The sequence below is a fragment of the Candidatus Neomarinimicrobiota bacterium genome, assembly GCA_030743815.1.
Taxonomy (GTDB): domain Bacteria; phylum Fidelibacterota; class Marinisomatia; order Marinisomatales; family S15-B10; genus UBA2146.
Map to the genome: position 1 here is coordinate 38,575 of JASLRT010000103.1, position 6,231 is coordinate 44,805.

General features: G+C 49.1%; 11 protein-coding genes. 3 read left to right on the top strand and 8 right to left on the bottom strand.

Annotated elements, in window-relative coordinates; genetic code table 11:
* Positions 1-60: 60 nt before the first annotated feature.
* Genes QF669_08845 through mce form a run of 3 tightly spaced genes read left to right on the top strand, consistent with a single transcriptional unit; the run spans position 61 to position 2,523 of the window.
* Complete coding sequence (locus tag QF669_08845) at positions 61-1,092, top strand: DUF1611 domain-containing protein (protein ID MDP6457535.1); 1,032 nt, start codon at positions 61-63, stop codon at positions 1,090-1,092.
* A gap of 16 nt (positions 1,093-1,108) precedes the next feature.
* Positions 1,109-2,122, top strand: coding sequence for a dipeptide epimerase (locus tag QF669_08850; GenBank protein ID MDP6457536.1), 1,014 nt, complete (start codon positions 1,109-1,111; stop codon positions 2,120-2,122).
* A complete protein-coding gene (gene mce, locus QF669_08855) occupies positions 2,119-2,523 on the top strand; it encodes a methylmalonyl-CoA epimerase (GenBank protein MDP6457537.1) in 405 nt (134 codons plus the stop codon). Before QF669_08850 ends, mce begins: the two co-directional genes overlap by 4 nt.
* 61 nt (positions 2,524-2,584) lie before the next feature.
* Here mce and QF669_08860 read toward each other — a convergent pair whose 3' ends face one another.
* From QF669_08860 to QF669_08895, 8 genes are all read right to left on the bottom strand, one after another.
* On the bottom strand, positions 2,585-3,139 hold the full coding sequence (locus QF669_08860; GenBank protein MDP6457538.1) for a hemerythrin domain-containing protein: 555 nt from the start codon (positions 3,137-3,139) through the stop codon (positions 2,585-2,587).
* 125 nt (positions 3,140-3,264) lie between these two features.
* Positions 3,265-3,732 (bottom strand): Rieske (2Fe-2S) protein, encoded by a 468-nt coding sequence (locus QF669_08865; protein MDP6457539.1) that lies wholly within the window; start codon positions 3,730-3,732, stop codon positions 3,265-3,267.
* Between the two features lie 28 nt (positions 3,733-3,760).
* On the bottom strand, positions 3,761-4,372 hold the full coding sequence (locus QF669_08870) for a fumarylacetoacetate hydrolase family protein (GenBank protein ID MDP6457540.1): 612 nt from the start codon (positions 4,370-4,372) through the stop codon (positions 3,761-3,763).
* 74 nt (positions 4,373-4,446) lie between these two features.
* Positions 4,447-4,878 carry a gamma-glutamylcyclotransferase family protein gene (locus QF669_08875; GenBank protein ID MDP6457541.1) on the bottom strand — a complete coding sequence of 144 codons (432 nt, stop codon included), beginning with the start codon at positions 4,876-4,878 and terminating at the stop codon, positions 4,447-4,449.
* An 81-nt stretch (positions 4,879-4,959) separates the two neighbouring features.
* Positions 4,960-5,130 carry a DUF4287 domain-containing protein gene (locus QF669_08880; protein ID MDP6457542.1) on the bottom strand — a complete coding sequence of 57 codons (171 nt, stop codon included), beginning with the start codon at positions 5,128-5,130 and terminating at the stop codon, positions 4,960-4,962.
* 15 nt (positions 5,131-5,145) lie between these two features.
* Positions 5,146-5,523 (bottom strand): cupin domain-containing protein, encoded by a 378-nt coding sequence (locus tag QF669_08885; protein ID MDP6457543.1) that lies wholly within the window; start codon positions 5,521-5,523, stop codon positions 5,146-5,148.
* A gap of 48 nt (positions 5,524-5,571) precedes the next feature.
* Complete coding sequence (locus QF669_08890) at positions 5,572-5,943, bottom strand: hypothetical protein (GenBank protein ID MDP6457544.1); 372 nt, start codon at positions 5,941-5,943, stop codon at positions 5,572-5,574.
* A gap of 51 nt (positions 5,944-5,994) precedes the next feature.
* Positions 5,995-6,231, bottom strand: a 237-nt coding sequence (locus tag QF669_08895) for a DUF1080 domain-containing protein (GenBank protein MDP6457545.1), incomplete at its 5' end; no start/stop codon positions are given.

The window sequence follows — 6,231 nt, forward strand, 5'->3', positions numbered from 1 at the left end:
GGCATTACAGACTGTGATTTATGATTCAATTAGAAATGCCGATTAAGTAGGAGCTAATCTGTGAATAAATATGCAATTCTTGTAGAAGGCGAGTTCAACTATCTATATGCCAAGACAGCCAATGCCATCCTCCGTTACTGTCCGGAAGAGGTGGTCTGCATTATCGATTCAACCAACGTCGGCAAGACATCGAAAGATGTAATCGGATATGGCGGCGATCTTCCCATTGTGGCCAGTGTGGATGATGCCCTCGCCTACGAACCACGCAAACTGTTGATCGGAATAGCTAATCCCGGCGGTATTCTTCCCGATTCATGGCGACAATCTATCGTCACAGCTATCGAGAGTGAGCTCGAAGTCATCTGCGGGCTTCACTTTTTTCTCAACGATGATCCGGAATTCTCGCGCCTGGCGAAAAAGCATGGAGTGAAGCTCACCGATCTGCGCCGCCCGCCTTCGCCGCTACCTTTTTCTAAGGGGACATGGCAGACCCGCAAGACGCCTGTCCTCCTGACGGTGGGGACCGACTGCGATACCGGAAAGATGACAGCGGCATGGGAGCTGAAGAATCTGCTGGAGGAGAAGGGTAAGACGGCGGCATTCGTTGGCACAGGACAGACAGGAATTCTGTTGGGAGGGTACGGAGCGGCAGTGGATGCGGTAGTAAGTGATTTTGTAGCTGGTACTATCGAAGCTGAGATTGATAAGGTCGGCGAAGATTACGACTTGATTATCGTAGAGGGGCAAGGGAGCATCACTCATATGGCTTACTCAGGGGTAACTCTCGGTCTCCTGCACGGGACAATGCCAGATTTTATGCTTATGGGTCATGAAGAGGAGCGGGAGATGGATACTTTCGACTACCCTATGATAGACTTTGATACAATCATGGATCTTTATCTCAGACTGGTGAGGGTGTTCAAACCGTGCGAAGTGGTGGGGATCGGTCTGCTGACACATCTCCTTAATGAAGAGAAGGCGAAGGCAGCCGTCAGGAAGTATGAAAAGAGATACGGCATCCCGACTACCGATTTTATTCGTTTTGGTTCCAGGGATGTTTTGAATAATATCCTGTCCAAGTTGAGGGATTAACCTGACCGGGTTGACAATGGAATTCCATTACTCTACTTACCGGCTCGAACTGAAACACACGTTTACCATCGCCCGCGGTTCGGAGGATGCGGCTGATATAGTGCTGGTCTATTTCACAAAGGATGGAATTACAGGTGTGGGCGAGGCAGCGCCGTCAGATCGCTATGATGAAGACTGCTTCTCCATCGTGAAGCGGATCAACAGGCTCACTTTCGATGATATCCCCGACGGTGGGACACTCGATGAATGGCTTGATGCCGCTCTGCCCAAGGCCGGCGGTATGCGCTCTCTGGAGACTGCTTTCGATCTCGCTCTTCATGATCTCTATGGCAAGCTGAACGATATCTCCTTGTCAGATTATTTTGGTGCCAATTCGAAGAAGGGATGTATGACCTCCTTTACTATCGGTATTGATGAGAAAGATAAGATCCGCGCCAAGGTGCTAGAAGCTGAGCAATATCCGCTTCTCAAAATTAAATTGGGAAGTGACTACGACAGAGAGATCATCAACACCATTCGGGATGTGACCGATAAGCCCGTCCGGGTGGATGCCAATGAGGGGTGGAACCTGGAGCAAGGCAAGAAAATGTGTGATTGGCTGGCGCAGCGAAACGTAGAATTTGTAGAGCAGCCGCTACCAGCGGACGATCTTGACGATACGGCCAGGCTGCGGGAAGTGTCACCACTGGAGCTGATAGCGGACGAGAATTGTATCGACTCAAAAAATATCCCCGACATCGCCTACGCTTTTGACGGTATTAATATTAAACTGATGAAATGTGGCGGGTTGCGGGAAGCCCATAGAATGATCCAGATGGCGAAGGAGCACGAGTTGAAAATTATGCTGGGATGCATGGTGGAGACGTCTGTAGCAATCACCGCCGCCGCCCATCTTTCGCCTCTGGTGGACTATGCCGATCTGGATGGCAATATTCTTACCAGCAATGATCCATTCGACGGCGTTAAAGTAGAGGACGGTATGCTTATTCTTCCTGACGGTCCTGGATTAGGAGTGGAATTGCATCGATGAGAGTTCTCGGTATCGAACATATCGCCATCGCAACAGATGACCTCGACCGGGATGCGCCGTTCTGGTGCCATGTTCTGAATATCCCGCATCGCACTACGGAAGGTGTATCGGCTGAAGGGGTGATCACTGATATCTACGATACGGGACGAGGCAAGGTTGAACTACTATCGGAACTTGGGGAAGACTCACCCATCCGAAAGTTCCTGGAGAAGCGGGGAAGAGGGATTCATCACCTCTGTCTTGAAGTTGAGAAACTGGACGAGGCAGTTGCTGAGCTGAAGGCCAACGGCATCCGTCTTGTTTCTGATGAGCCGAGCATCGGAGCCGAAGGCTATAGAATCATCTTTGTGCATCCTGAGAGCGCCGGCGGGGTGCTGGTAGAACTGGCTGAAAAGCCGTAGCACTATCTCACAACATATATAGTCGGGTAAGTTTGACCATGTGCTCAGTCATGCTGATATACTACGAGAGATAGATTGACTTCAGCTCATCCTTGAGTCCGAGCAGGTATTCGATCTTCTCCAAACCTATAGATTCCTCATTCACCCTTTGAAACTCACGTTTTAGTTTGGACTGATCTTCATGAGTAAGACGACTGTCCGCCATGGGGTAGAGGATGTTATTTTCCTTATAGATATGATCTCTCAGCAGATAAACAAATCCTCGGGCATTGTCCACGAAGGTTGGGATTACCTTGTGATCACCTTCCCGGTACGATGTAGCAGCTTCTGCCATTTTCTTTACATAATCCCGTCCTACAGTATGTTCCGACAGCATAACAGCAATAGGGCCTTCTTCCGTGGAAAAACCCGCTTCTTCCATGGTGGAGAAAAGGAGATCCTCCTCCTTTCCGTGATGGCATCTGTCTGCAAATTCTCTGATGAATTCTACAATCTGTTCAAGATGATCTGAAGGGACTTCCTGGCCGGATTCAAGATTGTCACAAACCTTGGCAGTGATGTCAAGCATAGCTGTTATGGACTCGTGTTCATCAACAAGTTGTTCTGTCGGTTTCATTGGGGATTTCCTTTCTGTATAATTGTTAGAAATCAGCGTAGATCATTATTTAAATCTTGGCGGAAAATAGCTATACCTCCGTCATCAGACAAGCTGAACCGTCTCCCTCGGATTAGAGTTATAGACTACGGCGTAACGGTAACAATTTCACCATCTAGAGTTGCGCTGTACTCCTTAAGCGGTTCAGTAGCCGGCCCGTTTATGACACTGCCTGATGTGTTGAATCTGCTGCCGTGACACGGGCAGATGGAAACGCCATTCTTGAATTTTTCTATGACACAACTTTGGTGAGTGCACTCGCGGCTGTATGCATTGACGGTTGTTTCGCTGTCACGGTACAGTAAAATGCCTTTCTCGTCAAGGTCGTTTGCACTCAGCGCAAGGGAACCGCCTACTGAGGCGAGAGCCTGATTTTCCGGCAGGGAGAGGTCAATCGTGATTTTCACATCCTCTGAAGAGCCGGTTGGGCCGTCGTCTGAGCATCGCACCGTGAAGATCAGAGTGTAGCTGCCGAGAGCGATGCCGCCAATGCCGTAGAGGGATTTTTCCAGAAAATTTCGACGAGAGCAACGGTCAGTTTCTTTCGCAGTCATTTCTGTTTCACAAGCGCCGATCTCTGAGCTACTCAGCAATCCAAATCTGTTCAACTAAAAGATCGTCCTCACAGAGGATTCGGCCGGTGAACTGGTCGTCCTTTATGAATTCACCTACGCCTTCTGGTGTGCCTGTCATCAGAATATCTCCGTCCTCCAAGCTCAGGAAGCTCTTCGCCTCGTGGAGGAGTTCTTCCGGTTTGTAGATCATCAGTTCAATGCCGCCACGCTGCACCACAGTACCGTTTATCAACAGTTCCATGCTCAAAGTCGACAGCGGACTCTCGATCACTACGAAATCGCTAAAGACGGCCGCACCGTCAAAAGCCTTTGATTTCTCCCACGGTAATCCTCTTGATTTCAGCTTCGATTGAAGAGATCGCTTGGTGAGATCAAAACCTATACCAACGCCGGCTAAATTCTCATCTTGCACGATAAAGGATATTTCAGCTTCAAAGTGAAACCTATCATCATCCGCTGACCGAATATTATCGCTGATGGCCGAATTGGGCTTCAGGAAGATGACGGGCTCGGACGGCATTTGACTCTCCAATTCCCGTACGTGCTCCACGTAGTTCATGCCGACGCAGACGATCTTTGAGGGTACAATCTGATGCGAATCAAATGTGACGTTGTTCATCGAAATCTCTTTCCAGGAGAAGTCAGTCAGTTTCTTATATCAAAGCGATGTTCGGTTCCGCCGTATGTGATACCTTAATCCTCTTCAAATATATTACGCCGCTCTTCTACAAAACTACGCATAAATCGCTCTATTCCCTCATCGAGAAAAGTTCCGATATCCCACACTTCATCGGTGAGAATTTTCTCTTGATCCTCACGAATACAATAGGTGAATGCCTTTTCTGCCATTCCATCCATTCTGAAGATGGTCACTTCATTCCTGAAATACTGATCGCCCTCGAAATGATCGAGCGTCCTTAGAATCTCGTCACTGATGTCATAGTAGACAATACCCCTGACGATTCCCTCCTTCTTGGGAATGATGCCAGGATAATCTGTTCCACTCACACGGAAGATGCCGTAATTGTGTAGTTCAGCTTTTGTCCCATTGAACTTGTGACCTGTGACTGCTCGGATTACCTCGGGTGACTGGAGTGTGCCGTAGCAGAAGAGAGAATTACGCATGCATGATCTCCATATCAGCATCATACTGTGCTACCAATGCTACGCGCTGTGCCAGACCATAGGCGTTGATGGCTTCGGACTTCATGGTGTCTTAGGCCAAGTTTGATCGGCCTTGAGGTGTTTAATGATGTCCATGTGCTTTTCTTCACCACTTTTCTCCGCTACGGCCAGCCAGTAATCCAGCGGAGGACTGGTCCTTTCCTCAAGATTGTTGAGCATGGCGGCCATCATTTCGTGTGGACTCTTGGGCATGGCGACCTCCTCGTGCTATTTGTCTTCGATAATTTCAATCCTGTCTGAAATGTTCGGCACAACGCAGAGAAACTCGAAGGGTCGATCACCTTCTGTTCGGTACCAGTGGGGAGTTCCCGCCGGTATAAGCAAAACGTCCCCCGCCTCTACGCTGTACACTTTTTCGCCTATTCCTACCTTCGCTCGCCCCGTCAGGACATACTGCTCATGTTCAACAGCGTTGGTGTGTTTCGGCATCCCGCCGCCCGGTTCCATTGTGAATTTCCTCATGGCGAAGTTTGGGGCGTCCTCCGGTCCAATAAGTACCTGTATCGTCGTCTTCTTCCCCGATTTTACAGTCATGCCTTGGAAGGAACCACTGGGCGCGACCCGAGGTTTGAATTCAGACTTCATGATAACTGTGATGCTAACGAGGCGGGTTTATTGTGACTTCGCATGTGTTCAAGTCGTGGTCCGAGAGTCTCCTTTCGATCTCCAGGTGACGAATAGATACAGCAGGGCGGGGATAATGGTCACAAGAAAGAATTTTACCATAGGCTCGCCCATTGTGATTATGAAGAAGGCAAAGGCGGCGAAGATGATGAGGCCACTTCCGGCCACTTCCCACTTTAGCGCCACGATGAAGCCCGACAACATGGCTAGGTGCAGCGCCAGCGCGATCCAGACTTTGAGGGGAGGTGATTCTGAGGAGGGGGCGATGATCCATTCAGATACATGATCGACAAAGAATGCACCCCAGAATAGGAAAATTCCTACACCTGAGATGCGCGCCGTCCACCGGATAATGCTCATGCTCAGTTTTGTGTCAAACATGGATGTGGTTCAGGGAGCCGCCCTCACAGATAGGAACTATCCGAACATCATCTATTTGCTCAGGATAAGTATCTTGATATTTCGGAATTCAACAGGATGACTTTCGGCTTGGAAGGCGATATAGCCACTGTTTAGTATTTTATCATCCCTGGCCAGTTTTTTAGCGTCAGGGTCATTTTCGTCAAGCTGAGGTTCAGTATACTCTAATACGATCTCCCCGTTAACCTTGTGTTTGATCCCGGTGCTGCCCCTGACTTCCACTTCTATCTTTACCCACTGGTCACCGTG